This window comes from Geomonas paludis, assembly GCF_014193585.1.
GTDB classification, from domain to species: Bacteria; Desulfobacterota; Desulfuromonadia; order Geobacterales; family Geobacteraceae; genus Geomonas; species Geomonas paludis.
The window spans coordinates 572,295-598,129 of record NZ_BLXY01000002.1; the positions used below are offsets into that span (position 1 = coordinate 572,295).

Here is a 25,835-nt window from a genome sequence, read left to right on the forward strand (position 1 = left end):
TTATCTAACCCTTAAAGTAGCATGCACGCAAAACACCTTTAGCTTCTTTAAACAGAATGTATTCTCTAACACAAGACATACCTAATACCTTGTAAGCCACGGTTTTAAGACCGTTTTCAAGGAAGGATCTGTAAGCCCAGCGAGGCGCTTTTTTCCCAATGAAATTGTAGAACCCAAGTCCTTCCCTTCTATCGGCGATGTGTTTCAAAGAAACTTTGGCCGCTGGTACAAAGTGGTGGAGTGTCGCATCCGGCAGGTACCATCCCACATACCCCACGGAACGCAAACGGTCCATCAACTCGGTTTCTTCTCCTACAACGAGACTTGGAACTGAGGGGTTAAGTCCCAACGATTCGTTAAATACACCCGCCTCGTTCAACGCCCGTCTAGGGCAGGCCCAATTGGCGCCAACGAAATATTCAGGCGGGTTGATACACCGCTCACACTTTCCGAGGTTCATTCCAGAAACCGAGGGCGGCGCATATTGAAGAATTTCACGGCTCGGGACCCCCGCTTCGTGGTCAGAAACTATGCTCCCGCCCCAAAATCTTCGCGCGCCCCCCAAGCGGAAGGCCTTCCAGTAACTTTCGATCCACCCCACAGCAGGTTTGACATCGTCATCTGTGAAGATAACCAAATCCCCTGTAGCTTCACGAATCCCCGCATTTTTGGCGCAACTAATTCCCTGGCGTCCCTCTGCTACCAGTTTGAGCGGCAGTTTCCCGATATAAGACTTCACGACAGCATCAGTATCGTCTTGGCAGTTATTGTTAACCACCACCATTTCAACCTCAGCATCGGGAAATCGAACCTGCGTAACAAAGTGTTCCAAAGTTCGCTTTAACAACTTGCTGTTGTTATATGTAGGAATCACAATAGAAATGTCCATTACATTACCTTTTAATACCACATACTTCCTTCACACTTTCTTTGTCCAACGACCATATTAGAACCCCATAAACCACCACACCAGCAAAGACATTCATGAATATATAAGACACTGAGGTTATTGGAACGAGACGCTTTAATACTACTATGGCTCCCAGCATCACTAGTGAAATGAGGAAAATTCTGGCGACAGTGGTTATGAACGGCATCAAACCAATATTGAAGGCTCTCCGTATCAGGTACCAAAGTACTACCTGCTCAATAATGATCGGCAAGGTAAGCGCAAGGGCAGCTCCCACAGTCCCATAGAGGCGGATGAGGGGATAAAGCAAGACCGTGATTAAGCAGAATTTGAAAAGAACAACCCAAAACACCACGTTAGGCTTTCCTATGGCAGTCAATATAGGACCGGTCGTTGCGGCTAGTGACCGTATCACGCCGAAAACCACTAGAACTTTTAAAGGGGCAATTGCAGGCTGCCACCCCGGCCCCAGGACGTAAACGACTATTTCCTCCGCAAGTGCGAATATACCGACACCTGCGGGTATTGCGACTATTGCCACTAGTTTAAAAATGTTCTGAAACGCCGAAATCAATTTACGTGCATCGGACTTGATCGCGTTGTAGGCGGAAAACACAATTTCAGAGATAACAGCTGAGACATGCGTGGTTGGCAAGTTAGCCAAGGTAAAAGCATAGCTGTAGTATCCCAACTCCTTAAGGCTCAGAAGTTTGCCCAGCACCACATCTGCCGCTGTCAGTGTGAAAAAGACCAATATGCTCGTTCCAGTGACGAACTTACCGTAGTGGAATAGCTCCCTCGCCAACCTCTTGTCAAAACACAGACGAGGTCGCTTGGGTTGAATTACGTATGTTATCAACATATTTGAACAACTTGTCAGCAAACTGCCAAATAACAAGGCCCATATACTCCGATAAATATAGGCAAGAGCCAGAACGGTCACAATACTAACTGTGCTTGTGAATATCCTGCCGATCGTTATTTTTTGATAGTTCAGCTCCTTTTCGAACACGACCGTATTTATATTCCCAAACGATTCAATCAGAAGGGCAAAGGCAATGAATCTTATTGCGGGGCTTAGTAATGGTTCCTGGTAAAAGCTCGCCACAGCCGGGGATACCACTAACAGGAAACCAAAGAGCACAGCTCCTCTTAGGATGTTGAGGGTCCAAGCTGTGTTGGCAGCGGCTTCCACATCATCCTGACGGTAAATGAGTGCCGACTTGAAACTGGTACTGGTAATTACGTCTACAGCGCCCCGGACGAAAAGAACTATAGCCATGATTCCGAAAAGCTCCGGGAGCAGAATTCGTGCAAGCACCATCGATCTGACAAACTCAAAGAACCTTACGATCCCTGAAGCAATGCTGATCCAGATACCACTCCTGATAGTTCGCTCCCTGATCGAACCGTTATCCTCAAACAGGAACCTTGCTTTGCCAACTAACTTAGGGAATTCCATAACTATCCTGCAATAAAAGAGCGTTAGTGAGGCGTAGCCTTTTCAAGAGGCCAGTATGATGGCAAGGTGTTAAGCAGCGTCCTGGAAAACTGTACGGCCTTTTCCTTTTGGGTTGAAAGATCTTTATCTGTAGCGGACACACTGACCCGAATGAACGCACCGTCATTCCTGTTATCTAAGACACGCCCCCTCAGACGTTCTATGTTCTGTTGCCAGCCATTGGAAACAACCTTGTTCCCCGCTGTCTGGTACCAGTGGATCATGATCAGGTTCCGATCTTCGGTATGAGCCAAAATATAATTCACTGGGACCTTTTTATTCGTTTCCAGTTGTTCCAGCTTCACAACATCGCTGTCCACTATGGCCAGCCCTGCACCGGGAAGGCAGGCGTAGGGGTTGTGGCCGGTCCTGCCTCCCTTGGCGGTGCCGTAGTAGCCGATGTAGAGATCGATGACGCCGCCGTCGGCTGAGCGGTAGTGGCGGTAGATGTGCTTGTCGGCGTTCAGCTCCTTGTACACGGACTCGGGAAAGGTGTCCTCGACGGCACGGTAACCGTCGATCTCCATCGGCAGCTTTTCCAGGTTGGTGGCGACCACCACGGGTACGGGCCGATAGGCCATCAGGGTGCTGGCTACGCCGGTCAAAAGCAGCAGGATCAACGCGGTGATGAAGCTTGCGTTTCGCATCACGCCACCTTCTTCGAGTTCAGCAGGGTGTACAAAAGCCCGAGGACGGCCAGGCCGAAGACGAATACCACCAGCCCGGAAAACTCGTGAAGGAAACCGCGGGCGACCCGGTCTCCGAAGAAGTTGGCCAAAACGCCGGTGCCGGTGATCCTCAGGATGTTGGCGGCCATGGCGATCGGCACGGCGGCAAGCACCAGGGCGATGCGCCGTCCCCACCCGTTGCGGGACATGTAGGCGAAGATGGTCCCCAGCATGGTGAGCGACATGATGGATCGGACCCCGCTGCAGGCCTCGGCTACCTCAAGCTGGGTCCCCACGAAGTAGAGCATATTCCCTTCGCGGTACACCGGGATGGACAGGTGCTGGATGATCTGGGCGGAAAGCTTGGTGGCCATGAGCTGCAGCGGCATGGAGACCATGCCGATCACGGATACCGGCACCGGGATCATGAAAAGAAGAAACAGCACGGGGAAGGCGAGGAGCCTGGTCCAGCGCGCCCCGGTGCAGTACCAGATGAGGCCGAAAAGCGATATCACCACCGCCACCCGGGCGGTGAAGGCAACGCCGCCGGCAAGACTCAACAAAAAGGAGACGAGCCCCGCCACCAGCACCACCCACCCCCACCGGGAGCTCTCCAGCCCCGCGCCGGCAAGCTCCTCCTTTTTCTGCCAGACGAGGTAGAGCGCGATGAGCGGCACCAGGAAACCGTGGTTGTTGTCGGAATGGCCGGACCACTCCCGCACCATCTCGGGCAGCACCGGAGAGATGACCACAAACCACAGCACGAGCAGCAGTGCCAACTTGATCTTGTCGTTTCGTGCCAGTGCCATCGCCACCTCTGCCCCCGTTACCGGCCCTTTTGTTCACCCTGTTCCGCCCGAAACAGCGCCGCGATCCGCTCCAGGTCGCGCTGCGTGACCAGCGGATGGACCGGGAGCGACACGATGCGCCGCGCCACCTGCTCGGCCTGCGGCGCCGCCCCCCCCGCCAGTGCCCCCTGCAGTTCGGGGATCCGGGTCACCGCCTCCGGGTAGACCGCCGCCACACCCAGCCCCTGCTCTGCGCTCATTTCGATCAGGCGCGCCCTTTGCGCCGGGTCCCCGACCAGCACGGGGAACCGGACCAGGTCGGGGACCGCGCCGTGCAGGGGGACCGCCGCGGCGACGCCGGCCCGTTCCAAAAACGTGGCATGGCGCAGGCGCGCCTCGCGCAGCCGGAGAAGCTTCTCGCGCCACCCGCGCGCCAGCCCGGCCTGGAAGGCTCCCAGCCGCTTCAGCGCAAAACCAGGGTTGAACACCGTCTCCCCGAGCCCCAGAAAGGGAAGCGCCCTGGGGAGCCAGAACAGGGAAGGACGGACCAGGACCACGAGCGCGAGCGCGTAGCATAAGGCCTTCAGGGCGTCGCCCCACCCCTCGCGCGGCAGCGTCGCCACGATGTTTTCGATGGCGCTCCCCACCGGGCCGCTGCCGGCCAGGATGATGCCGCCGGATACGGTGCAAAGCCCCTTGCCGCGTCCGAGACTGAAGAGGGCGACGTCGCCCAGGGTGCCGACCTTGCTCCCGTTTACCTCCCCGCCCATGGCCTGCGCCGCATCCTCTACCACCGCGACGCCGTACCGGGCAGCCGCGGCTTTCAGGCGCCCGACGTCGGCGGGTACGCCGAAGAGGTGTGTCGCGACGGCGCACAGGACGCGCCCCCCCTGAAGGGCCTCTTCCAGCCGCTCCCAGTCGAAGTCGAGGGTGCGCGGGTCGATGTCGCACGGGCGCACCCTGAGCCCCGCCCTCACCACGGCGGCCGGGACCGAGTAGCAGGTGTAGGCGGGAATGAGGACCTCGTCCCGTCCCGGCCGGTCCCGCTTCAGGGCGGTGAGGATCACGGCCAGGGCCGCCTGCCCGGAGCTCAGCAGGAAGGCGTGCGGGACCGCGTAGTGTTGCCTGAGCTCCGCCTCGAACCTCTCGACGGCCCTCTTCCCCGCGAAAAGGGCCGCCACCCCGGAGAGGACCTCCTGCACGGAGAGGGGCGCCGCCGCCGGGGGGAGTGTTCTGCCGATGCGCATCGCTTCTCCTCTAGGGTATGTTCCTGACGATGGCCGGCCCAAGAAACCTCGTGAGCGCCACGGGAAGCCTGCGCCACCCCTCGACCGCCAGGCGGAACTTGGGGTTCGCCGGGTTCAGCTCGGGGGGGTGCGCCCCCGGTGCCAAGAGGTACTGCCAGTGCAGCGCGACGGCGCGGGCGCCCCACTGCTTCTTGAACCGGTAGGTCCCTTCGCCTGGGGTGGAGCGCCCGAAGTCGAAGCAGGCCGCCCCCTCCCCGATGGCGAGCCGGATCGCCTCCCAGTAGAGCAGGTTGTTGGGGCAGAGTTCCCGGTAGTCACGGACCGAGGAGGCCCACGGGACCTCGACCGTGTCCCGGAACCGGGTCATGATGCCTGAGGCCACGGGCTCCTTCCCCAGCAGCACCGAGACCACGCGCGCCTGGGCGTCCGGCGCCCGGAGCACGTTCTCGAAGAATCGCCTGCCGTAGACGGGGGTGCCGAGGTCGCGCATGTTGCGGCAGAACACCCGGTAGAAGCCGTCCAGAAGTTCGCAGCCGCCGCTCACCACGTGGAGGCCGCTTTTCTGGGCCTTGCGCACCTGGTTGCGCAGCTTCGGCGTGAAGCCGCGCCACTGGCTGTCCGCGTCCTCCGCGAGGTCGAGGATCATGGTGACCTTGTGGCTGCGCGTGGCGAGCCCGGGGAGCGGTTCCCCGCGGTGGCGCAGCTCCAGGTGCGCGGCGCCACAGCGCGCCATGACCTTCACCCCCTCGTCCAGCAGGGGCTGCACCGCGGCCGGGTCACCGGCCAGCACGCCGCCGTAGTTGAAGAAGGGGACCGAGACCAGGAAGTTGCCAAAGAGCACGCTTTTCATGTGGATGAGCGGCAGCACCCCGACCGGCTCGCCCCCCCGGCGGGCCATGAGGTAGTAGCCCGCGTGCCCGAAGCTTTCCTGCACCACGTCCTTCCAGAGGTAGCGGTGGTAGCTGGTCGCCCCGGGGCGGGAGGCGACGAAGCGGTCCCACTCCGCGCCGTCCCCCCGGTAGATTTCCACGGCGACCCCGCTCACGGGTACGCCCCGCATGGCGCCGCCGGCAGCGCGTCCTCCCCGTAGCGCGCCGCCATGGCCTCGCTCATGGTGCCGAACTCGAGAGCGCCGAGAAGGGACCTCAACTTCCCCTCGGTACGCTTCAGGTTCAGGTAGTGCCTGAAGCGGCTCCTGGCACCGGCCCGGATGCGGGGCTGGTCCGGGTCGAGCTCCCAGGGGTGGAAGTAGAGCACCGCGGGCTCCCCTTCCCTGCCGTTGATCGAGCCGATGCAGCGGGCCAGGAAGGAGGCGGGGAAGAGCCTCAGGTACCCTCCCCCCGCCACGGGGAGCCGGTACTCCCGCCCCGCCAGCCGCAGCGGGTAGGTGGTGAGCGGGAACTCCCGGATCACCCCCGCCGGGCGCCGGATCAGGTGCGGAAAGCGCGGCGCGCCGGGGATGCCGTAGATGTCGTGGTAGACCGGGAACACGCTGGAATCGAATTCGAATCCCTCCTCGATGAGGACGTCCAGGGCCCACAGCGACCGCGCCGTGATCGAATAACTGGGGGCGCGGTAGCCGCGCACCCGGCAGCCGGCGGTGTCCTCCAACAGGGCCTTGGCGCTGCGCACGTCCTCCCTGAAGGCCTGCGCATCGAGGTCGTAGATCAGCTGGTGCCCGAAGCCGTGGCAGGCGATCTCGTGCCCCCGCTCCCCGATCCTGCGCACCAGGGCGGGGCAGCGCCTGGCCACCCACCCGAGCACGAAGAAGGTCCCCTTGACGCCGAAGCTGTCGAAGAGGTCGAGCACCCGGGCGGTGTTGTGCTCCACCCGCAGCGGGTAGTTGTCCCAGCCGCCGCGGTCCACGTGGCGCGCGAAGGCGGAGACCTGGAAGTAGTCCTCGACGTCGACGGTGAGGGCGTTTATCAGCGTCACCGCGACAGCCTCAGCTCGACGATGACGCGGTTCACGTCGATCCCCCCACGGGTGCTCCCCAGGTCGTTGCGGTAGCTGATGTAGCTGTAGTTCGCCCCCAAGACGGCGTGGCTCCCCAGGGTGTAGTCGACCCCGGCGCCGGCGTTCAGGTGGTAGGGAAAGTCGTTGCCGACGCTGCGGCTCAACCGGTCGCCCGAGACGGCGAGGTTGAGCCCGAGGTCGGGGCGCAGCTCGTAGCGCCCGTTCAGGGCGAGGAGCACCTTGTGCTGGACGTCGCGCACGGCAACCCCGTCCTTGTCGTACTTGCCGTAGGAGGCGTTGAAGCCCGCCGTGCCGCGCGAGAAGACCCGGCTCAGGGTGAGGTAGTGGTTCACGTTCCTGGTCGAGATGGTCTGCGGGTCCTCGGTGTACTGCACCCGCGTCCCGGCCGTCGCGGTCAGGAAGCCAAAGTCCCGGCTCACCCCTGCGTCCCAGAAGGGGTCGTTTCTGTTCCTGCCGCCGTCGATGCGCTGCCAGTCGTACCCCGCGTTGCCGTAGACGAAGCTTGCCGCGCTCCAGTCGTAGCGAAGCCCCGCGTAGGCCTTGTGGCGGGTCAGGGTCTCCAGCTCGGAGGCGATGCGGGCATGGCTGTAGGAGGCGCTCAATACGAGCCCGGCGGTCAGTTCTCGGCTCCACAGGGCGTAGCCGTCGTGCTCGGTCTTGTCGACCCCGCTGCCGCTCCAGTAGCGCACGTCCCGGTAGCGGTAGCCGGTGGTGAGCGTGGAGGCGCCGGGGAGGCGCCAGGTCAGGTAGGGGGAGACGAGGGCGCTGTTTTGCAGGGTCTGGTTCACGACGAGGCTCTCGGCGGTCACGTCGCGGGCCACGTTGGCGGAGACGCGGCTGTAGGTGTCGGAGAGGTCCAGGTGCAAAAAGTCCCCCGGCGCCCCGAAACCGGCCACCAGGGCCGCGCGGTGGTCGAACTGGTCGGCGCGGCTGTTCCTGGCGAAATAGCGGTAGTCGAACCCGTAGGAGAGATCGGCGTTGAACCCTCCCCCCTTGGCGTTGAAAGCGAGGTTCGGCTGCACCCGGGTCACGTATTCGGTGACGGGGCGGGTCGAACTCTGGAACAGGTTGTCGTTATACTCCTCCCCGACCACGAGCGACGGGGTGAAGCGGAATTCGGCGGCGCAGGCTGCGCCCTGGGCGAAAAGCGGCAGTGCGGCCGCCGCGAGGAGCGTGGTCAGGGGCGAGGGCTTCATTTCTTCCCCCCCATGCCGAACCCCATGAGGCGCCGCGCGAAGCCCACCGCCGCGGGACGGGCGGGGGGGGAGAGCACCAGCCCCTCGATGGCGCAGGAGACCGTCTCCACCTTCTCGCCGAGCTCGGCGACCTGCCGGTCCTGTTGCCCGATCCGGCCGGAGAACTCCGCCTGCATCCGCTGCATCCCCTGCTCGACCCCGGTCAAGGCGCCTTCAAGCCGCGCGCCCAGTTCGACGTCGATGGCGTCCAGGCGCCGCTCGATCCGCTCCAGCGCCTCCACCCCGGCCGCGGGGCGCGGCGCGTCCGGCTCCCGGGGCGACGCCGGCGCGGCGGTCCCCCAGTAGGTCCTTTCGAAGTCCAGGTCCTGCGCCACCTCGCGGGTCATCTCCTCGGTGATGACCCGGGTCTCGTCGGCGAAGGCGGCGAGCATGAGGAAGTCGCAGATGATGTTCACCAGGCGCGGGATGCCGCGGCTGAAGCGAAAGATCTGGTCCAGCGCCTGCTCGTCGAAACTGACCGCGTCCCGGTTCCCCGCCACCTCGAGCCGGTGCCGGATGTAGGCCGCGGTCTCCGCCGGCCCCAGGGCGTGCAGGTGGCAGCTCACGCTTATGCGCTGGCGCAGCTGCATGAGCCCCGGGCTCGCCATGGTCTCGCGCAGCTCCGGCTGCCCCACCAGGATGATCTGCAACAGCTTGTTGTGCGAGCTCTCCAGGTTGGAGAGCAGGCGCACCTCCTCCAAAAGCCCCGCCTCGAGGTTCTGGGCCTCGTCGATGATCAGGATGGGGTGGTTGCCCGCGGCGTACTGTTCCAGCAGGAAGTCGTTCAGGTCGCGCAACAGCGCCACCTTGTCCTTGCCGTCGGCCTTGAGGCCGAAGTCGTCGTTGATCATGCTGAGAAGCTGCTCTACGCTTACGCGCGTGTTGAACACCTTGGCGAGCACCGCCCGCTCGTACTTCTTCCCGATCAGGTCACGGATCAGGGTGGTCTTGCCGCTTCCCACGTCGCCGGTCAGCAGCAGAAAGCCCGCCCGCTCCCGGATGCCGTAGTCGAGGTAGGTGATCGCCTTCTTGTGCGAGCGGGAGAGGTAGATGAAGTCCGGGTCCGGCACCAGCTCGAACGGCTTTTTCTTGAAACTGAAGAACTCTTCGTACATGTCCGTTGATCCCCCCGGCTAGGACGGCGCCTGGGCCTCGTAGTACCTCGCATAGCTGTAGCGCTGGTCCTTCAGGGCGGATTGGGCCGCGTTGTAGACCACCCCGAGCACCGCCCCCTTCAGGTGATCGTAGGCCTCCTTGATCTGGGCCTGGCTGGCCAGGCGCTCCATGACCACGAAAACGACGCCGTCAACGACCGAGGTGAGCGCGCGGCTCTCCGCGAAGGGGAGCACCGGGGAGGTGTCGAAGATGAGGTAGCGGTCCGGGTAGCGGCTCTTCAACTCGTCGACGATGGCCCGCATCTTCTGCGAGGTGAAGAGCTCCACCGGGTTCTCGACCGGCGAGCCGCTGCCGATGACGGCGAGCTTGCCGATGCCGGTCTGGATGATGGTGTCCTCGATGGCCGCCTCCCCCTTGAGGACGTCGGCGAGCCCCGCCCGCGGTTCGAAGCCGAGGTAGCGGTGCAGGGAGGGTCGGCGCAGGTCGGCCTCCACGAGGAGCACGGTGTGGTCGAGCCCCTGGGCCAGGCTGACCGCGAGGTTCAGCGCGGTGAGCGATTTCCCCTCGCCGGGGACGGAACTGGTGACCATGATGGCGTTTTTGAAGGGGTCGCCGTCGGTCAGATTAACCAGCACGCTCTTGAGCTTTCTGTACTCCTCGGCCGCCTGGCTGTGCGGCTCGTGGATGGTGACCAGGAAGGGGTTTTTCGGGGTCAGCGCCTGCGCCGCGGGGACCTGCGGGGGAACCGCCTGCGCGTCGGTGGTCCGGGGTGCCTGCCGCGCCGGCTCCCCCTCCCCCTCCTGCCTCAGACGCGCCGCCTTTTCCATTGCCATTTCGATTCTGCTCATATCACCCTCGCTTTATTGAGCTGCAACTCGTCAGGTCAGCGCACCAGCCCCCGGGCCAGCTGGGGGGACACCGCCTGGGTCGCCCGGTCCAGGACCCGGTCCATGTAGGGAAGCCCCATGAACTCCATGGCTGGAAAGGCCAGAAGGAGCAGGAAGTAGAGCGCGGCCACGGCGAACACCCCCTGGCTCTTCCGGCGCGCCCGGGCCACGTCCTCGCTCACCTGCATGCGTGGCACCACCGCGAGCAGCGGCGCCCCCAGCGACTTGGCGAACTCCACGTCCTTCGCCGAGGCGTCGAACTGGTCCAGCATGACCAGCAGGAACAGGCTTCCCGCCAACCCGCCGGCGATGCCCAAGAGCATGATCGCCAGGCGGTTGGGGCTCGCGGGGCGGGTGGGGAGCACCGCCGGGTCGACGACACGGAAGGTGGTGGACTTGTCCTGCACCTCCATCTGCTTGCTGACCTCGGACTGGCCGTGCCGGGAGTAGAGCTCGTCGTAGATCTTCTTCTGGTTTTCCCGCTCCACCTCGAGCTTGGCGAGCCCCGCCTTCGCCTCGGGGATCCGCTGCAGGGTGGCCCGGTTGGCGGCGATGTGGCGCCTGAGCCCCTCCTCGGTCACCCTGAGGGCGGCGATCTCGGAGTCGATCTTGGCCATTTCCTGCGGGTCCAGGGGCTGGGCCTCGGCGGCCCCGCGCGCCTTCATCTGCTCCCGGACCGCCTCGATGTCACCCTTCACGGTAACCACCTCGGGGTAGCCGTCGGTGTACTGCACCCGCAGGTCGTCCAGCCTCTTCTGCAGCGCGCCGAGCTTGGCCTGCAGCGGATCGTTGGCCTTCCTGGTGACCTGCCGCATCCCCTCCAGCTGGCGGCGCCGCAGTTCCAGATCGTAGAGCTTTTGCTGGGCCACGTTGATCTCCTCGAAGAGCTTCCCCTCGTCGATGGAGATCACCCCCCCCTGGGACCTCTTGTAGCTGTTCACCTCGTCCTCGGCCTTTTGCAGCTTCTGGTTGAAGTTCTGGATCTGCTCGGAGAGGAACCTGGTGGCGTCGTAGGACTCGCCCCTTTTGGAGGAAGTCTTCTCCTCGATGTAGAAGCGGACCAGCGTGTTCACCAGGTCGCGCGCGATGCGCGGATCGTTGTGCACGAAGGAGATGGTGAAGAGGTTGTTCTTCTCCTTCACCTTGACGGTCAGGTTCTTCTGCAGGTCCTTGATGAGCTCCTCGTTTCCATCCCTGCCGAGGTTCATGTCCATGCTGTCCACCACCCTGGTGAGCAGGGTGCGGCTGGTGATGGCGTAGGTGAGGACGTTGATGGTGTCGTCCATGGAGGGGGTCACCGTGAGCCCCTTCACCAGGTCGGAGATCACGTTCTTCTCGATGAATACGGTGCTCGACGACTCGTACTTCCTCGGCAAGAGGTAGCTCACCAGGAAGACTACGGTCATGATGACCAGGGCGCAGACGACGAAGAGCTCCTTGCGCCTGGCCACGAGCTGCATGTACTTGCTGTATTCCGATTCCTGCACGGCTTACCTCCTGTCCGCTAGAAAAACGCTTCCTTGACCATCACGTAATCGCCGGCCTTCAACTCGATGTTCTGGGACAGGTCGCCGTCCTTGAAGAGCCTCTTCGCCTTCACCTCCAGGGCCTGGGCCTTGTCCCCGTCCTTTCTGCGCACCACCACGTCGTTTTGGTCCGCGAACCTCGTGAAGCCCCCCGCTTCGAGGATGGCCTCCATCACCTTCATCCCCTCGCGGTACTCGATCGCCTTGGGCGCGGCCACCGCCCCCATAATGTAGACGCTGCGGTCCTGCAAAAGCGGCACGAAGAGCGAGTCGTTGGACTCAAGCGGCAGGTCCTGGGTGGTGTCCCCCTGGATGAACAGGCGGTGCAGGTCGGTCTTCACCTTCTTGCCGTCGCGCAAGAGATAGGCGTTTCTCAGATCGGCGGCCTTCACCTCGGGGAGGGTGCACAAAAGCTGGAGCAAGGTGGTGCGCCGGGACAGGTCGTAGACCGCGGCCTTCACCCCCGAGCCGAAGACGTAGACCTTGGAGTTGGTGATCTCCCGGACCGTCACGGTGACGATGGGGTTTTTCACCAGTTCCTTAAGGCGCCCCCCCAGCATGGTCTGGAGCTGGCTCGGGGTGGCACCGCTGGCCACCACCTCCCCCAGCCCCGGCACCGTGATCTTGCCGTCGGGGCGGACCTTCACCGGGAAGTTCAACTCCTTCACCCCCCACACGGAGATGTCGAGGCTGTCCCCTTCCCCGATCACGTAGTCCGCGCCCCTCACGCTCACGGGGGCGAGGGACACAAGGAGCAGCAAAAGCAAAAGCACGACTTTCATGACGTCCTCCCGATGCGGCGCGCCGGCCGCCTTGTCAACCCAACCTACCTGCCGCGTCCGAACAGGACCACCTTCACCGTCTCGAAGAGGATCTCCATGTCCAGGAGAAAGGAGAGGTTCTTGATGTAGTACAGGTCGTAGCGCAGCTTTTCGATGGCGTCCTCTACCGTGGCGCCGTAGGGGTAGCGCACCTGGGCCCAGCCGGTCAGCCCGGGCTTTATGGTGTGGCGCTTGGAGTAGTAGGAGATGCTGCGCTTCAGGTCCTCCACGAACTCGGGGCGCTCGGGGCGGGGGCCGATGAAGCTCATGTCTCCCTTGAGCACGTTGTAGAGCTGGGGGAGCTCGTCGATGCGCGAGTTCCTCAAGAAGGAGCCCACCCGCGTGATGCGCGCGTCGTTTCTGACCGCCCATACCGCCCCTTCGCGCTCGGCGTCCACCCGCATGGAGCGGAACTTGTAAAGGGTGAAGTGGCGCTCCCCCTGCCCCACCCGGACCTGCTTGAAAAGTAGCGGCCCCGGCGAGTCCAGCTTGATGGCCAGGGCGATGAACGGGAACAGCGGCGCGGCCAGGATGAGCCCGGCAAGCGCCAGGACCACGTCCATGGCGGGCTTGTACACCTTGGCGAAGGCGCTTCGGTGAAAACCGCTGGAGAAGATGATGAAGGAGGGGGTCATCTCCTCCAGAAGGAGCTTCCCCTGGACCATCTCGTAGAACGCCGGGGCGTCCAGCACCTCGACGCCGTTTAGCTTGCAGCGCATCATCTCCTGCAGGGGGAGCACGCCGCGCCTCTCCGCGAGCGCCACCACGATGGCCGAGGCCTTGTACTCGCCTGCGGTCTGCAAAAGATCCCCGCACCTGGGGACGACCTGGGAGCCGAAGAGCTCCTTTTGGTGCACCGTCTGCACCGGGCGCCCCTCCCCCTGGCACTCGAGGTACCCCGCCAGGGTGAAGCGACCCGGCTGGGAGGCCAGCAGCCCCCCCAGCTGGCAGGCAAGGTCGCCCGAGCCGAGGATCAGGACCCGCTTGGAGAAGGGGACCCTGCGCGCCCCGATCCCCGAGGCGGCGTACCAGGCGAACTGGAACAGCACGAAGAAGCCCAGCGCGAAGAAGAGCACCCCGCGCCCGAGCATCAGCTCCGGGGCGAGGTAGTACACCACGGAGAGGAAGAAGAAGGCGGCGCACCCCCCCTGGACGCAGGTGGCCAGGATGTCGCGCTTTCTGCTGTCCCTGGGGAGGGTGTACACCTCCATCAGGTACGAGGAGAACAGCGCCACCAGGACGAAGATGGCACCGGCCTTGACGCCGGTGGTGAAATCCCACTCCCCGCGGGGGGTGAACCGACCGAAGCGGACCCCGGCTGCCAACACCAGCGACATCAGGGCCAGCACAGCGTCGGTGCAGATGTAAAAGGGAACGCGCAGATCCATGGCTTCTCTAAAACGGCTAGCGCTTCAACTGGGCCAGGAGGGTCCTCGCCGCCGTGCTGTCCGGGTATTCCCCCAGGGAAAGGGAGTCCTGCAGCGCCTTCTGGGAACGGGCGCGGTCTCCCGCCTGGTGGTAGGCAAGCCCCAGGTGATAGCGCACCGTCGGGTCCTTGGGCAAAAGCGCCGCCGCCCGCTCCAGGACCTTGACCGCGTCCTGGCTGCGCCCGTTTTTGTACAGGGCGTACCCCACGGTATCGGTGACGCTTGCGTTGCCCGGCTCAAGGCGGTAGGCATCGATGGCGTAGCGCAGCGCCTGCTCCTTGCTGCCGTAGCCGTCGGCGCTCAGGTAGGCCAGGTTGTTGAGCGCCGGCACGTACCTGGGGTTCAACTCCACGATGGCCCGGTAGCGCTGCGCGGCCTCCCGCTTCTTGCCGTTTCCCTCCAGGAGCGAGGCCAGGGCGAAGCGTGCCGGCACCGAGTCCGGCTGCACCTTGAGGGCACCCTGGAAACAGGCCTGGGCGGCCGGATAGTCCTTCCTGGCGCGGTGCAGCTCCCCCTTGAGGATGCGGGCCTGGACGCTTGCCGGGTCGACCTCCACGGCGCGCGAGGCCTGGGCGAGGGCCGAGGCGGTGTCGCCGGTCCCCTGGTACACGTTGGCCAAAAGGAGATAGCCCCGCACCGAGTCGGGACGGCGCGCGATGTACCCCTTGGCCTGCTCCACGGCCTTGCCCCCCTGCTTCATGGCGAGGTAGGCGGCGACCCTCAGGAAGGCGCCCCGTTCCTCATCTATGGCCGAGAGATCCTCGAAGGCCCTGAGCGCCTTCTGGGGCTCCCCCTGGGAGAGCAGCAGGCGCCCCTTCGCCTCGACCGGTGCCGCGGAGTGCGGCTCGCGCTTGATCGCCTCCTCCAGGGTGGCGAGCGCCTTTTGCGGCGTTTTCTTCTGCTGGTAGGCGGCAAGGGCCAGGTAGCCGTCGAGCTTGCCGGTCGCCGCCCCCTTCTGGTACCAGGCCAGGGCCTCGGCGTCCCTGCCGGCGACCTCGTTCAGCGAAGCGAGCCCGAGCAGCGCCTGGAGGTTGCCGGGGACCCTCGACTGCAGCAGGGTGAGCTCGGCTATCGCCTTCTGGTAGTCGGCCTGGGAGGCGTAGACGCCGGCGAGATTGTGGTAGCTCGCGGCAAGGAGCGGGTCCGCCTTCTTGGCCGCCTCGAGGCTTGCCACCGCCTCGTCCTTTTTCCCGGCGGAGAGCTGCAGCGCGGCAAGCGCGTTGTACAGGGGGGCGTCCCCTTTCCCGCCGGTGAGCCCGGCCTGCAACAGGGCGGCAGCCTTGTCGCTCTTGCCCAGGCGCCGGTAGTGCGAGGCAAGCAACAGCCTGCCGGTCTGCGCGTCGGGTGAGGCCTTCACGGCGTTCAAAAGCTCGCTCTCACCCTGGGCTTCCTTCCCCTTGCTGAAGTAGAGGGCCCCCTTCCTCAGGTACGCGCTCACCTGCTTCGGGTCGAGCCTGGTCGCCCGGTCCAGTTCGCGCATCCCTTCCTCGAATTCCCCCTGGAGCACGTAGGCGCTCCCCAAAAGGTTGTGCGCCGTCGCGTCCGCGTCGTTGGCGGCGAGGACCTTCTTCACCTCGGCTGCGGCATCCTCGGTCCGCTTCTGCATCAGCAGGATCTGGGCGGTCATGAGCCGGGCGCGCCGGGAGTCGGGCATCCGGTCGAGGATGACGCGGAACTGTGACAGCGCGGTCTCCAGTTCCCCCTTGCTGTAGTAGCAAAGCCCCAGGAAGTGGTAGGCCTCGAGGGTGGGGGCGAGCTTGTTGGACTGCTGCAGCTGCGCGATGGCGTCGGTGTAGTTCTTGCGGTAGTAGCCGACCATACCCTTCAGGAGGTAGCCGTCCCCCCGCGTGGGGAAATCCTTGATGAGCCCGTCGGCTGCGGCGTCGGCCTTGCCCGGCTCCCCCTGCTCGAGCCAGATCGCCCCCTGCCTGAAGCGTGCGGGAACCTGGTTGCCGTCCTGCTTGATGATGCGCTCGTAGGCCGCGGCGGCCCGGTCCCTGCGCCCGGCGGCGAGCTCGAGGTTCGCCTGCATGTAGAGCGCCTTCAGGTTGCGCGGGTCCGCGGCCAGCAACTGGCCCAGCTCCTGCCCCGCCGCATCGCTTCGCCCCATGGAGAGTTGCACCGTGGCGAGGGCGAGCCGCGCCGACGCGCGCCCGGGATCCGCCTTCACGGCGCGGGTCAGAAACGAGAGGGCCTCCTGATACCTTTTGCCCACGGCGTGCGCCTCACCGGCCACCTCGAGCCCCTCGGGGCTCCCGGGATGCCGGGCAAGGTATTGTTGCGACAGCTCCGCGGCGCGCTCTCCCTTGCCGGTGGTGCTGGCAAGCCTGGCGAGCTCCAGGACCACCTCGTCCCGGGAGGGGTTCTGGGTGAGGACCTTGTTGAATTCCTTTTCCGCCTGCTCCGCCTTCCCCAGCGCAGCGTAGGCCTTGCCGAGCTGGAAGCGCGCCTCGAAGAAGTTGGCGTCCTTTTCCAGCGCGTTTTTAAGGTAAACCACCGCCGCGCTCGGATTGGACTGCATCTGTTTCACCCCCTCCTCATAGAGGGTCTCTTTGGTCTTGCTGCCACAGGCAGCACACGTCGCGACTACAACCAGAAGCAGGAGCGATATTCTCACAGCGGGACCTCCACTAAGGCAGCTGGCGTTGCCAAACAGTGAACCGACAAACATTAAAATCTATGTCGGAAAATTTAACACTTAATGGCAAAAACGCAAGCAAAATGTTTGACGGCCTGAGTGACAAGGGGGCGCGGATATGAGCAAACTTGTTCAATCAACGTACTTTTTCATACAGACAAAGAAATGCACAGCCAGGGGGTTACCCCGTCGGACGCCTCTTCCCGGCACCCGCATCTATAAATTTTTTAACATTAATTTATGTCAATACTGCGGACACACCTCCCCCTCCCCCCCATCTGTCGGGAATCTTTACATCCGCCCCAGCGCCGCCTCCCCCGCCCGGCAGCAAACGGCGCAGTTTCAGCAGGGTGCGCCGCATGGCACGCCCGTTGCTTTATTGGTATTCGCACATTAACCCAAGCAAAGGAGGACAACGATGAAACGGATAGCAGCAACACTCGCCGCGGTGCTCTGTTTGGCAGCAAACAGCGCAACAGCGACGGCCATCAACCCCTCAGGAGGGGGAGACGGCTCGGAATTCAACATGCAGCAGATCCTCGACGGCATCACCGCAGGAGGCGTAAGCCGCGTCAACGCCTTCTCCGACTACATGCCGGACCGGCACGACGCCCTGTGGACCACCGGGGGGTGCGGCACGTCATCGGCGACCATGATCCTCGAGATCGCCGGCAACACCAGCGTGAACAGCTTCGGGATCTACGACACGAGCAACGTCAACAACAGGGCCGAGCTCTTCAGCGGCAGGGCCGGCGCGGGGACCAGGGTCTCCTTCAGCTTCGACCGGGACCTCACCCTGACCGTGGCCGACTACGCGCGCAAAACCTTCACCGATCACCGCTTCGACTCCAACGTATTCGGCTTTTATTTCGACAACGGCGCCGGCATCTTCTACAGCGACACCGCCCGCAACGCCGACGGGTTCGACCACATGGTGGCCTACGCGAGCCAAGGGGGAGACGTGAGTCTTCCCGGCAGCCCGGCCTATACGCCGTGGCTCCCCAACGAGTACGTGCTCGGCTTCGAGGACACCTATGGCGGCGGCGACGGGGACTACAACGACATGGTGCTCATGGTTGAGTCGGTGGCGCCGGTTCCGGAGCCGGGGACCATGCTCCTGCTGGGGTGCGGCTTCCTCGGCCTGGCCGTCTACGGCAAGCGGCGCAAAAACGCCTGATGCACCCGGGCGGGACGGCCGCGGATGGGGGGTCCCCCCTTACCTCCCGCCGCGGCGCGGCAGGTCCCAGGGCGCCGGGGACCCTTCCCCGGCGCCCCCTCCCCGCGCCGCACGGACAGCGGCGCTGTCGGCGTCGAATATGCCGGACCTGGTCCCGTTCAGAAGGAGCCGCGCGGCGCCCCGGCACTCCTGCTGCTCCCGGCCGCAGGGGCAGAAGTCCCCAAGGCGAACCTCCTTCAGGGTGCAGCACTCGATCCCGGTATCCCGGGCGTAGCGAAGAAACTGCTCAAGGCTCTGGAAGAAACGCTCGGTATCGCCGTCGCGCTTGTTGAAGGGGGAGAGTCCCTTGACCAGCGTGTTCGAGTGGAAGAACAGGTTCAGGTAACCGATGAGCAGGGCCCGGAAGCGCTCGGCCAGCTTGACCATCATCGGCCCGGTCGCGGTCTCGGGGGAGAGCGCCACCTTGTTCAACAGCCTCAACCGGTCCAGGATGCCGCACAGCCGCATCTTCCTGAGCGGCGGTTTCTTCAGCAGTTCGTGCGCGCGGCGGCAGATCTCGAAGTCGTGCTGCAGGAAGCCGACCGACGCCGGGAACTGCAGGAGCTCACCGCTGTCGTCGCTGAGAAAGATGTCACGGGAGGAGAAGCGGTAGGGGTGGGGGGGGACCCTGCTGTAGTCGACCCCGTTGGAGTCGGCCCAACTGGTATAGGAGGTGACCGAGGTGTCTATCCTGAGGCCGAGCCTTTGGATCGAGCGCGCGGTGGCGCTGCCGAAGGCCCAGCGCCCGGCGCGAAACGATGCCGGGGCAATGCCCAGGTTGTCGCAGATGGCGTTTCTGAGCGTTTCCAGCTTGCGGAACTGCAACTGCTCGGGGAGGTTGCACAGCATGCTGTTGTAGGAGCACAGCGACTCCTCGAAGGGGGGGGTGTTCCAGGGGTGGCAGTGCATGCCGACCTCGCACCTGCCGCGGTCCAGCAGGTCGGAGAAGAGCTCGATGGCCATCGGGTCGGTGGCGACCGGGTAGTTGATCAGGTAGGTGGGGCGCACGCCGTAACGGTCGAAGAGGGCCTGAAGGTCGTGGATGCACTTCAGGTTCTCCAGGGAGTAGCTCCGGTCCGTGTAACCGCCCCAGTTGTCCTCTTCCGTGTCGATGGTGATGACCAGCACCATGATCCACCTCCCCTTCGGGGCCCAGCAGTTGTGGCGACGAGGAATGCCTCAGGGCGCGCCCGCTGCGCAGGCGCCCTTACTCCTGACCCGATCGAGCCCGTAGCGGACCGGGGGTAATTTTTTCAGGAACTCCTTCCACCCGTAACGGGTCAGGTAGCTGAGCGTGCCCGAAAAGGAGGCGGGAAAGATCCTGACCGTCCCGCTCGCCCCGGTCCGGTCGGTCCATTCCATCTTCCAGGGCTCGCAGACCCCGCGCAGGTCGCAGACCCGGTACCCCCCCGCCTCCCGGCACCAGGTGAGCACCTCGGCCAGCAGCAAAAGCCCCGGGGCGAGATGCCGGTACCGCTGGTCGTAGCCGGTTTTCAGGATGAAGAGGGTGCCGCCCCGGGCCAGGCAGAAGCAGGCCGCGGTGACGCGCTCCTCCAGCCTGAGCAGGAACAAGACCAGCGCCCCGCTCTCCCCGGCCCACCGGGCCAGGGCACGGTAGTAGCTCTCCGCGTCGGCCCGGCACTTGATCGCCGTCCCCGCCTCCCCCTTCCAGCTGCGGTACTCGGCCTCGAACAGCTCGGAAAGGGTGGCGTCGAGGGCGTCTCCGCCGGTCACCGCCTGCAGGTGCACCCCTCCCTCCCGGGCGGCCCGCTTCCGGCTTTGCTTGAGCGAATTCTGCACCCTGCCCGACAGGCGCGCCAACAGCTCCGCCTCGCTTGCAGGCACCTCCAGGAAGGGGGCGCTGGGGTGGAAGCCATGCTGGGAACAGCCGCTTCTGCGCGAGAGCAGTTCCAGCAAGGGGGCCGTGTTCGGTCCGTCCGCGGGGAGCTTGTCGATCGTGATGGTCTCTCCCGGGAAAAGCCGCGCCGCCGCCAAAAGAAAGCCCGACAGCGCCGCGCTGCGCTCCTCGCCGGCCACCAGGAAGTCGTAACAGTGGGTCTCGCAGTTGGCGAGGGACCGGATGCCGTTGTCAGGTCCCGTGCCGTCGGTCACCAGGCGACAGGGGAAGATCCCCTTCACCTCGCCCTCTCTCGCAAGGACGGTCACCAGGGGGCGCGCGGCGCCGCCGAAGGAGCGCCACCAGCAGGAGAAGCTCTCGAAGGTGAGGAAGACACCGAGGTCGCCGTAGCCGTGCGCCAGGTCGTTCCAGCGGGGGGGCAGTTCCCGCGGGAAGGACCACTGCCGGTAGGCGGTCGCCTCCCAGCCGTCGGCAAGCGTGACGGTGAGCGGGGTGGAGTCCGTGGCCATGGTCAGCGTACCCTGCGCAGCCAGTCGGCCTTCCAGAAGTAGTAACAGCAGCGGTCGCACCCCTCCTTGTCATAGAGCTCGACGCCGTCGCAGATCACGTCCCGCAACACCACCGTATCCTTCACCCGGACCATCTTCCAGGCGCGCTCGTCGAACATGGTCCGCACCGGCTTCAAGACGGTGCACCGCTTCCCGGCGTAGCGCGCCATCCCCGGCATGAACTGCAGCTTGCCGCAGCAGCCGTTGTCGTCCAGGGTGCGCCGGATCTCCTCCATGGTGAGCACTTCGACCTCATCCCCGGGCTGGTAGCAGGCGCCGGGGGGGGAAAGGAGGCGGTTTGCGGCCCGGTTTATGGCGCTCGCCCCTGCCGCGCTCGCCTCTTCCATCGCGCTGAAGTGGTGCACCAGGCGCCTTTTAAGCGCGCTGTTCAGACGCAGCAGGAAGGTCCTCACCCGGTCGGAAAGGGTGAGGGGACCGCCCGAGTGGTACACCACCTGCAGTTGGCACCTGTCGTCCCCTTGCATGACACGCCTCCTTCCACGCTCCCTACCTGAGGAGCAGCTTTCCCGCCTGGCGGGCCATCCTTGCCAAGGCCTCGGCCAGCCCCAGGGGGGTCTTGCGCCACAACCTGACCTGCAGGCTGCGCCGCCCGCCTGCGGCCCAATGGAACTTGTACGGCTCGCCTCCTTTTAAAAAATCGTAGCGGCGGTACCCCTTTTGACCCGCGTCCAGGATGCACTTGCCCAGAAGGAGGTGTCCGATGCTGACCTTGGGGTTGAACGTCTTGTCCACCGCCACCAGGTACAGGAACAGGGAGTCCCGATACCGGAAATGAAGCAGGGAGGCGATCTCCTTTCCCTGCACGGCCAGGGTGTCGATCCTCACCCCCTCCCGGGGACCACGGCGCTCCAGGTATCCCTGGAGCAGGGAGATAAGCCTCGTGCCCGGCCTGCCGCTGACGGCACGGTAGAGGCGGAAGAAGCGCTCAAGCGACGCCGCGCCGGCCTCTTCCTCCACCAGGTGAACCACCTCCCCCTCCCGCTGCAAGAGGGCGAGTTCCTTTTCGTATTTCTTTTTACAGCCGGCGGAAGCCCGCCGCGGCCACCCGTCCTCCCGGCTCTCCCCCAACTCCAGCGCCGGGCAGTAGGCGCCGGGGGCAAGCTCCAGATACCGTCCCGCCTCGTCCACCCGTTCCAGGAAGCGGAGCAGGAAGACGGAGTCGGCGGGGATGTCCTGCAGGTGAAGGAGGTCCCACTTTCCCCTCCCCTCTTCCAAGAGGAACCGGTACAGCGCCCCGGCCACCTGCTCCTCGCATCCCCTGCGGCAGATCACGTCGAGGTAGTCGCTCCCCCCCTCCGGCGCCCCGAGAAAGCGGATGGTGCGCACCCCGAACGCCCCCTTGCGACGCTCCCGGTAAAAAGGGGCGACACCGGCGGGGCGACCCCGCTCCGAGAAGCAGAGGACGAAGAGCTCGCGCCCCTCTTTGAGGCAGCAGCCAAGCCAGGCCGACATCCACTCCCAGGTCAGGAACACGCCGTCGGCCGCAGACGCGGCCAGCAGTTCGTTCCACTGAGGCGCCAGCCCCTGCAGTTGCTCCGGCGTGTCGATGACGGTGACGGACAGCTCGCTCATTGCCTCTCGCGGTGATAGAACCTGTGCCGAAGGGTGCACTCTCGGGGACATGGGCCGTTGTCTCAGAAACGTTCACTGAATGTATGGTGCTAATTGTACAACGCGGCTTGCTAAGATCAAGTTAACTAAATAACTATTTAATTACACCAATGAGAGAGGCCGTGTCTTGGCGTTATCTATCAGATACAGTGCAGGATTCAAATAGACAGTATTGGTAAATTCTTATTGCCCATAAATAGTGAATCACTGCTTATTCTGCACTTTAAATTCGTCCTGTTCCTGCTACAATTACTCCCGCGCTTTTGCCGACACCACGCTCTGAGGGAGAATCATGCCCCATTCCCCATTCCGGACACGGCTTCACGGAGAGGCGCTCTGCCGCGTTCTCCCTTTTGCGCTGTACATGGGGTTCATCGCCGTCCAGGAGGCGCTCGGCATGGCACAAAAGGCGGGGGTAGTGCACCTTCCCGCCGCGGCCCATCTTTACCTATACCCGGTCAAGATCCTGTCCGTGGCGGCGCTCCTCATCACCTGCCGGCACACGTACCGTGAACTATGCCTGGACGATTTGCGCAACGTAAAAAGCAGCGCCGCGGTCATTGCCGTCGGGGTGGCCACCTTCATCGCCTGGATCTTTATCACCTGGACCATGCCGATGGCCCCGCCTCCCCCTCCCTTCGCGCCGGGCCTTCTCCCGGAGGGTTCGGTGCGTGTCGTGATGACCGGCCTGCGCGTGGCCGGGGCCGTGCTGGTCGTCCCGGTCATGGAGGAGCTTTTCTGGCGCTCGTTCCTGCTGCGCTACCTGGTGCGTGCACAGTTCAACTCGGTGCGCGTGGGCGATTTCACCCTCTCCTCCTTTCTGATCACCACCTTGCTGTTCGGCCTGGAGCACCACCAGGTCCTGTCCGGCATCCTGGCCGGCGCCGTCTACAACCTCGTCTGCTACAAGACCCGCAGCATCGCCCTGTGCGTGCTGGCACACGCCACCACCAACCTCGCCCTCTCCTGCTACATCCTTTGCACCGGCAACTGGCATCTCTGGTAAGGCTCTCTGTCGGAATCCGTTACACCCCCGGCTAAACTCCCCTGCGCCAACTGACCGTTATCACGTCGTCTTAGCAGGCAAAACCGCGACACGCTGTCGGTCACCTTTACACCTGGCCGGTGGACTCCAGCGCGAACACCGTGATGACGGGCACTTAGCCGATCGGCCCGTAATTTGCTGCACGGTGGTCACGTGGCCAAGTTCGTAGAAACAAAAAGGAGGGTGTCATGAAGAAACTGCTTGTTCTGATCGGAATCGTCGCGATGTTCGGAACGTCCGCAGCTTTCGCTGTTTCGGTTCCCGACCCACTGGATCCTGCGGTGATGCACATCGGCAATCCCCCCAGCACCGGGACGTATCTCTACAACGGGAACGAGGTGAGGCCAATATCGAACACCTACCTGGGCATTCAGGAGAACGGCAACGGCCAGCCCGCTCTGGTCGACCCGCTTTTGATGATCATCGGGGTTCCCGGGGCCGATAGCGGGTACCAGGCACCCTCCATCACCCTCTCGACCGGCACCGGTGCCGCCGGCGGCGCCAACGCCTACTCCGGCACCTGGAACGTCACCACGGGCTATGCCGGGTCCTTCGGTCCCGCCGCCGATGACCTCTACGACTGGCTCGGCCTCAACCCGAGCGGCAACGCGTCCAACAGGTTTGTCAACTGGCATGACGCCGACCTCGCGGTGAACAACATCGACGCGGCCTTCTTCGGCATCTTCGTCTATACCCTGAACGACACCATGATCACCGGCGGTAACACCATCGGCGTCACCTTCGGCGCCCCGCTGGAGAACGGGACCTTCGTGGTCGCCTACGGGCAGGATTCCCGTGAAACCCCGCACTCCTACACCACGCCGTTCACCGAGGCCGGGCTCACCACTACGCCGCCGGTCCCCGAACCGGGTACCATGATCCTGCTCGGTGCCGGGTTTCTGGGGCTTGCCGTCTGGGGCAAACGCCGCAGGAACGCATAAGGTGCAGCTGGGCCAGGAAAGACCCCGGGGCGCCGCGAGGCGCCCCTTTGTTCGCAAGACCACTGTGCAGCCAAGGTTAAAGCGAATTCTCCACCAAAAAAGAAAAGGCGACGCCCGTCCGGGCATCGCCTTTTTTTGCACCTAAATGTGGAATGGGTCCCATCCACTGTGCCACCGTTGTCAAGGATCCCGACAGGGTTTTCCTGTCGTGTCAAGGTATCCGACACTTGCCGTTACGCCGCGGCTCCCCCCATGTGCCTTCGTTCGGGGCCGCGATACCCCCCCTTGTTTTTCCCCGACCGGATCGGGTCGACGCCCACGGTCACCCACCCCGAAGAGCGCAGGAATCTGGCGACGACGCCGGCCTCGATCAGGCTGTCGAGCATGTAGTCCTTCACGTAGTCGTACCTCTTGTTTGTCCAGTTTACTTGAACCAGCATAACCGCCCCCTCGCGCTGCGGCTTCAGCTACCTCAGCCAGTTTCGGGTTATGACTCCTCAAGCTGTAGCATCTGCAATTTCCAGACCCCCTCTAGCAAAAACGTGCAGGTTGTCGGGGGGTTACCGGCGCACCTAGAACTGGCCCAGGACCACCTGGGCCTGTCGCGACGAGGTCGCCAAAAGCGTCTGCGCTTCCTGCTGGGACTGGACCAGGCGCAGCATGTTGGCCCCTTCCTCCCTGAGATCAACGGGCGCCTCGCCCTCTCCCCCTGCCGTTGACGCCGCGCCGAGCGCCCCGTGGTCACTCCCGGCCGGCGGGCTATCCTGGAGCAGGCGGCATACCGTCATAAGCTGTGACTTTTTCATACCCGCTCCTTGTTCCACGTTGGGAGTGGGAGCGGGATGGCTGGCGCCACCCCGCCTGGAAAGACTAGAACAGCTTCAGGATGGACTGCGCCGCCGACGACGAGAGGCTGAGCGAGGTGGTGCCCAGCGACTGGCGGGTCTGCAGCATGAGCATGTTGGCGCCCTCCTCGTTCATGTCGGCGAGGGTCAGGTTGTCGGCGCCGGTCTGCAGGGTGTTGATCATCTCGTCGGTGAAGCTTTGGCGCGTGGTGATGATGTTGAGGTTGGCGGCCAGGGCCTGGGTGTTGACCCTGAGGGTCGAGATGGCGCTGTCCATCTTGGCCGTGTCGGTGGTGATGTCGGAAGTGGTCTGCCAGTTGCCGCTGGCCGCGGAGAGGCTCAGTCCCCCCGAGTTGGCCAGGAAGCCCACTACGTCCAGGGTGGAGCCGGCGTCCTCGTTGAAGTTGACCGTGAGGGTGTTGATGCTGCTCAAAAGGTTCAGGCCGCGGTATCCGGAGTCCGAGGAGAGGTTGTCGATCTGGCTGCGGATGGTGTTGTACTGGTTGGCCAGCTTGGACTGGACCGTGGTGTCACTGGTGGAGAGGGCGGACTGGGCCACACCTTTGGCGGCGTTGATCAAACCGGTGATGGCGGTGATGCCTGCGTTGGTGGCCTGTACCGTCTGCACCGCTTCCGACATGCCGTCCTTGCGGTCGGACAGGTCGCTGGCGCGCTGGTTGGCATTTTGTGCCGCGAAGTAGTTGGTCGGGTTGTCCAGGGCGCTGTTGACCTTCTTGCCCGACGACAGCCTCTGCTGGGTACGGTTCAGCAGCTGGCTGGTGTTCTGCAGGTACAGAAGGTTGGTCCTCATGCCGGCGGTCAAAGAGATATCACTTACTGTCATGGCGTAGCTCCTTTTCTGGGCGACCCGGCGTTCTGCCGGTGGTTTTCCAACCGTTGGCGCTGTCTCGCACGGAAAAAGGTCGCAGAGTGGCCAGTTCGGCGCCCCCTCCGCACGCACGATAGTCTGCTTATCGACGTCGGGAAGCATAACTTAAATGATTTTTAA

At 63.8% G+C, this 25,835-nt stretch carries 24 protein-coding genes; 3 read left to right on the forward strand and 21 right to left on the reverse strand.

Annotation, left to right across the window (positions count from 1 at the left end; translation table 11 throughout):
- Nucleotides 1-4: 4 nt before the first annotated feature.
- The 14 genes from H7687_RS08035 to prsT are packed head-to-tail and all read right to left on the reverse strand — an operon-like array spanning nt 5 to nt 16,720.
- Nucleotides 5-889, reverse strand: coding sequence for a glycosyltransferase family 2 protein (locus H7687_RS08035; RefSeq protein WP_183346540.1), 885 nt, complete (start codon nt 887-889; stop codon nt 5-7).
- Between the two features lie 4 nt (nt 890-893).
- Nucleotides 894-2,372, reverse strand: a complete 1,479-nt coding sequence (locus tag H7687_RS08040; RefSeq protein ID WP_183346541.1) for a lipopolysaccharide biosynthesis protein — start codon at nt 2,370-2,372, stop codon at nt 894-896.
- A gap of 23 nt (nt 2,373-2,395) precedes the next feature.
- Nucleotides 2,396-3,058, reverse strand: coding sequence for an exosortase C-terminal domain/associated protein EpsI (locus H7687_RS08045; RefSeq protein WP_183346542.1), 663 nt, complete (start codon nt 3,056-3,058; stop codon nt 2,396-2,398).
- Nucleotides 3,058-3,888 carry an exosortase A gene (xrtA, locus tag H7687_RS08050; protein WP_183346543.1) on the reverse strand — a complete coding sequence of 277 codons (831 nt, stop codon included), beginning with the start codon at nt 3,886-3,888 and terminating at the stop codon, nt 3,058-3,060. Before xrtA ends, H7687_RS08045 begins: the two co-directional genes overlap by 1 nt.
- Before the next feature lie 17 nt (nt 3,889-3,905).
- Entirely contained in the window at nt 3,906-5,114 is a 1,209-nt protein-coding gene (locus H7687_RS08055) for a DegT/DnrJ/EryC1/StrS family aminotransferase (protein ID WP_183346544.1), read from the reverse strand.
- A gap of 10 nt (nt 5,115-5,124) precedes the next feature.
- On the reverse strand, nt 5,125-6,174 hold the full coding sequence (locus tag H7687_RS08060; RefSeq protein ID WP_183346545.1) for a FemAB family XrtA/PEP-CTERM system-associated protein: 1,050 nt from the start codon (nt 6,172-6,174) through the stop codon (nt 5,125-5,127).
- Complete coding sequence (locus H7687_RS08065) at nt 6,156-7,049, reverse strand: XrtA system polysaccharide deacetylase (RefSeq protein ID WP_308469780.1); 894 nt, start codon at nt 7,047-7,049, stop codon at nt 6,156-6,158. Before H7687_RS08065 ends, H7687_RS08060 begins: the two co-directional genes overlap by 19 nt.
- Nucleotides 7,046-8,287 carry a TIGR03016 family PEP-CTERM system-associated outer membrane protein gene (locus H7687_RS08070; protein WP_183346546.1) on the reverse strand — a complete coding sequence of 414 codons (1,242 nt, stop codon included), beginning with the start codon at nt 8,285-8,287 and terminating at the stop codon, nt 7,046-7,048. The genes H7687_RS08065 and H7687_RS08070 overlap by 4 nt, the downstream gene beginning before the upstream one ends.
- Nucleotides 8,284-9,441, reverse strand: coding sequence for an XrtA/PEP-CTERM system-associated ATPase (locus H7687_RS08075; protein WP_183346547.1), 1,158 nt, complete (start codon nt 9,439-9,441; stop codon nt 8,284-8,286). Before H7687_RS08075 ends, H7687_RS08070 begins: the two co-directional genes overlap by 4 nt.
- An 18-nt stretch (nt 9,442-9,459) precedes the next feature.
- Nucleotides 9,460-10,290 carry an XrtA-associated tyrosine autokinase gene (locus H7687_RS08080; RefSeq protein WP_183346548.1) on the reverse strand — a complete coding sequence of 277 codons (831 nt, stop codon included), beginning with the start codon at nt 10,288-10,290 and terminating at the stop codon, nt 9,460-9,462.
- Nucleotides 10,291-10,325: 35 nt separating this feature from the next.
- The gene (locus H7687_RS08085; protein ID WP_183346549.1) at nt 10,326-11,816 is read right to left on the reverse strand and encodes an XrtA system polysaccharide chain length determinant; all 1,491 of its coding nucleotides are present in this window, start codon (nt 11,814-11,816) and stop codon (nt 10,326-10,328) included.
- A gap of 17 nt (nt 11,817-11,833) precedes the next feature.
- A complete protein-coding gene (locus tag H7687_RS08090; protein ID WP_183346550.1) occupies nt 11,834-12,637 on the reverse strand; it encodes a polysaccharide biosynthesis/export family protein in 804 nt (267 codons plus the stop codon).
- A 44-nt stretch (nt 12,638-12,681) separates the two neighbouring features.
- A complete protein-coding gene (locus H7687_RS08095; RefSeq protein WP_183346551.1) occupies nt 12,682-14,064 on the reverse strand; it encodes a TIGR03013 family XrtA/PEP-CTERM system glycosyltransferase in 1,383 nt (460 codons plus the stop codon).
- Nucleotides 14,065-14,080: 16 nt separating this feature from the next.
- Nucleotides 14,081-16,720 (reverse strand): XrtA/PEP-CTERM system TPR-repeat protein PrsT, encoded by a 2,640-nt coding sequence (gene prsT / locus H7687_RS08100; RefSeq protein WP_246404702.1) that lies wholly within the window; start codon nt 16,718-16,720, stop codon nt 14,081-14,083.
- 439 nt (nt 16,721-17,159) lie between these two features.
- Between prsT and H7687_RS08105 the strand changes: the two genes are divergently transcribed.
- The gene (locus H7687_RS08105; protein ID WP_183346910.1) at nt 17,160-17,918 is read left to right on the forward strand and encodes a DUF4114 domain-containing protein; all 759 of its coding nucleotides are present in this window, start codon (nt 17,160-17,162) and stop codon (nt 17,916-17,918) included.
- 39 nt (nt 17,919-17,957) lie between these two features.
- On the opposite strand, the gene H7687_RS08110 is transcribed toward H7687_RS08105, so the two are convergent.
- Genes H7687_RS08110 through H7687_RS08125 form a run of 4 tightly spaced genes read right to left on the reverse strand, consistent with a single transcriptional unit; the run spans nt 17,958 to nt 21,956 of the window.
- Nucleotides 17,958-19,088: a polysaccharide deacetylase family protein gene (locus H7687_RS08110; protein WP_183346553.1), complete on the reverse strand. Its 1,131-nt coding sequence runs from the start codon at nt 19,086-19,088 to the stop codon at nt 17,958-17,960.
- A 48-nt stretch (nt 19,089-19,136) separates the two neighbouring features.
- On the reverse strand, nt 19,137-20,324 hold the full coding sequence (locus H7687_RS08115; protein ID WP_183346554.1) for a GNAT family N-acetyltransferase: 1,188 nt from the start codon (nt 20,322-20,324) through the stop codon (nt 19,137-19,139).
- 2 nt (nt 20,325-20,326) lie between these two features.
- Nucleotides 20,327-20,848: a hypothetical protein gene (locus H7687_RS08120; protein ID WP_183346555.1), complete on the reverse strand. Its 522-nt coding sequence runs from the start codon at nt 20,846-20,848 to the stop codon at nt 20,327-20,329.
- Between the two features lie 22 nt (nt 20,849-20,870).
- Nucleotides 20,871-21,956 carry a GNAT family N-acetyltransferase gene (locus H7687_RS08125; protein ID WP_183346556.1) on the reverse strand — a complete coding sequence of 362 codons (1,086 nt, stop codon included), beginning with the start codon at nt 21,954-21,956 and terminating at the stop codon, nt 20,871-20,873.
- Nucleotides 21,957-22,287: 331 nt separating this feature from the next.
- Here H7687_RS08125 and H7687_RS08130 point away from each other — a divergent pair, with 331 nt between their 5' ends.
- Both H7687_RS08130 and H7687_RS21930 read left to right on the forward strand, forming a co-directional pair.
- A complete protein-coding gene (locus tag H7687_RS08130; RefSeq protein WP_183346557.1) occupies nt 22,288-23,001 on the forward strand; it encodes a CAAX prenyl protease-related protein in 714 nt (237 codons plus the stop codon).
- Between the two features lie 227 nt (nt 23,002-23,228).
- A complete protein-coding gene (locus H7687_RS21930) occupies nt 23,229-23,981 on the forward strand; it encodes a PEP-CTERM sorting domain-containing protein (RefSeq protein WP_246404705.1) in 753 nt (250 codons plus the stop codon).
- 233 nt (nt 23,982-24,214) lie between these two features.
- Here H7687_RS21930 and H7687_RS08140 read toward each other — a convergent pair whose 3' ends face one another.
- The 3 genes from H7687_RS08140 to H7687_RS08150 all read right to left on the reverse strand — a co-directional run bounded on the left by H7687_RS08140 (nt 24,215) and on the right by H7687_RS08150 (nt 25,670).
- Nucleotides 24,215-24,421 carry a GSU3473 family protein gene (locus tag H7687_RS08140; protein WP_183346558.1) on the reverse strand — a complete coding sequence of 69 codons (207 nt, stop codon included), beginning with the start codon at nt 24,419-24,421 and terminating at the stop codon, nt 24,215-24,217.
- 132 nt (nt 24,422-24,553) lie between these two features.
- Nucleotides 24,554-24,787 carry a hypothetical protein gene (locus tag H7687_RS08145; protein WP_183346559.1) on the reverse strand — a complete coding sequence of 78 codons (234 nt, stop codon included), beginning with the start codon at nt 24,785-24,787 and terminating at the stop codon, nt 24,554-24,556.
- Nucleotides 24,788-24,851: 64 nt separating this feature from the next.
- The gene (locus H7687_RS08150) at nt 24,852-25,670 is read right to left on the reverse strand and encodes a flagellin N-terminal helical domain-containing protein (RefSeq protein WP_183346560.1); all 819 of its coding nucleotides are present in this window, start codon (nt 25,668-25,670) and stop codon (nt 24,852-24,854) included.
- Nucleotides 25,671-25,835 lie beyond the last annotated feature (165 nt).

What these genes read in the sequence shown, in the direction of transcription:
- H7687_RS08115 (WP_183346554.1), bottom strand. Translation starts at nt 20,324, where the DNA reads ATGGCCACGGACTCCACCCCGCTCACCGTCACGCTTGCCGACGGCTGG.
- H7687_RS08150 (WP_183346560.1), bottom strand. Translation starts at nt 25,670, where the DNA reads ATGACAGTAAGTGATATCTCTTTGACCGCCGGCATGAGGACCAACCTT.
- H7687_RS08110 (WP_183346553.1), bottom strand. Translation starts at nt 19,088, where the DNA reads ATGGTGCTGGTCATCACCATCGACACGGAAGAGGACAACTGGGGCGGT.
- H7687_RS08125 (WP_183346556.1), bottom strand. Translation starts at nt 21,956, where the DNA reads ATGAGCGAGCTGTCCGTCACCGTCATCGACACGCCGGAGCAACTGCAG.
- H7687_RS21930 (WP_246404705.1), top strand. Translation starts at nt 23,229, where the DNA reads ATGAAGAAACTGCTTGTTCTGATCGGAATCGTCGCGATGTTCGGAACG.
- H7687_RS08060 (WP_183346545.1), bottom strand. Translation starts at nt 6,174, where the DNA reads ATGCGGGGCGTACCCGTGAGCGGGGTCGCCGTGGAAATCTACCGGGGG.
- H7687_RS08090 (WP_183346550.1), bottom strand. Translation starts at nt 12,637, where the DNA reads ATGAAAGTCGTGCTTTTGCTTTTGCTGCTCCTTGTGTCCCTCGCCCCC.
- H7687_RS08035 (WP_183346540.1), bottom strand. Translation starts at nt 889, where the DNA reads ATGGACATTTCTATTGTGATTCCTACATATAACAACAGCAAGTTGTTA.
- H7687_RS08140 (WP_183346558.1), bottom strand. Translation starts at nt 24,421, where the DNA reads ATGCTGGTTCAAGTAAACTGGACAAACAAGAGGTACGACTACGTGAAG.
- H7687_RS08080 (WP_183346548.1), bottom strand. Translation starts at nt 10,290, where the DNA reads ATGAGCAGAATCGAAATGGCAATGGAAAAGGCGGCGCGTCTGAGGCAG.
- H7687_RS08095 (WP_183346551.1), bottom strand. Translation starts at nt 14,064, where the DNA reads ATGGATCTGCGCGTTCCCTTTTACATCTGCACCGACGCTGTGCTGGCC.
- H7687_RS08070 (WP_183346546.1), bottom strand. Translation starts at nt 8,287, where the DNA reads ATGAAGCCCTCGCCCCTGACCACGCTCCTCGCGGCGGCCGCACTGCCG.
- H7687_RS08045 (WP_183346542.1), bottom strand. Translation starts at nt 3,058, where the DNA reads ATGCGAAACGCAAGCTTCATCACCGCGTTGATCCTGCTGCTTTTGACC.
- xrtA (WP_183346543.1), bottom strand. Translation starts at nt 3,888, where the DNA reads ATGGCACTGGCACGAAACGACAAGATCAAGTTGGCACTGCTGCTCGTG.
- H7687_RS08105 (WP_183346910.1), top strand. Translation starts at nt 17,160, where the DNA reads ATGAAACGGATAGCAGCAACACTCGCCGCGGTGCTCTGTTTGGCAGCA.
- H7687_RS08145 (WP_183346559.1), bottom strand. Translation starts at nt 24,787, where the DNA reads ATGAAAAAGTCACAGCTTATGACGGTATGCCGCCTGCTCCAGGATAGC.
- H7687_RS08040 (WP_183346541.1), bottom strand. Translation starts at nt 2,372, where the DNA reads ATGGAATTCCCTAAGTTAGTTGGCAAAGCAAGGTTCCTGTTTGAGGAT.
- H7687_RS08120 (WP_183346555.1), bottom strand. Translation starts at nt 20,848, where the DNA reads ATGCAAGGGGACGACAGGTGCCAACTGCAGGTGGTGTACCACTCGGGC.
- H7687_RS08130 (WP_183346557.1), top strand. Translation starts at nt 22,288, where the DNA reads ATGCCCCATTCCCCATTCCGGACACGGCTTCACGGAGAGGCGCTCTGC.
- H7687_RS08075 (WP_183346547.1), bottom strand. Translation starts at nt 9,441, where the DNA reads ATGTACGAAGAGTTCTTCAGTTTCAAGAAAAAGCCGTTCGAGCTGGTG.
- H7687_RS08055 (WP_183346544.1), bottom strand. Translation starts at nt 5,114, where the DNA reads ATGCGCATCGGCAGAACACTCCCCCCGGCGGCGGCGCCCCTCTCCGTG.